The organism is Psychromonas aquatilis (genome assembly GCF_038155185.1).
GTDB classification, from domain to species: Bacteria; Pseudomonadota; Gammaproteobacteria; order Enterobacterales; family Psychromonadaceae; genus Psychromonas; species Psychromonas aquatilis.
This window is the reverse complement of the sequence record NZ_JBAKAZ010000208.1, coordinates 1-258: the sequence shown is the minus strand read 5'-3', so window position 1 is coordinate 258 and position 258 is coordinate 1. Positions and strand designations below refer to the sequence as shown.

Annotated in this window: 1 protein-coding gene; it reads right to left on the bottom strand. The window is 35.7% G+C overall.

Annotated elements, in window-relative coordinates; genetic code table 11:
• Positions 1–39 precede the first annotated feature (39 nt).
• Positions 40–258, bottom strand: a 219-nt coding sequence (locus V6256_RS15360; RefSeq protein WP_341599123.1) for an IS3 family transposase, incomplete at its 5' end; no start/stop codon positions are given.

Genomic DNA, 258 nt, shown 5'->3' with positions numbered 1-258 from the left:
CTGATGTATGAACTGACCGCATAATGGTGGACATTTTAGTTAAGCGGCTTGTAAGGCCTGGATTCGATCCTCTATCGGAGTCAGGCCTTTTAATTTGACCTTTATCGTTTTTTTATTGTAATACTCGATATATTCGTCGAGCTTTTCTATCAGTTCATCGGAATCTTTGAAGTTTTGCCTATGATACATTTCTGTTTTTAATAATGCAAAGAAATTTTCAGCTACTGCTTTATCTAAACAATTCCCTTTTCTCGACAT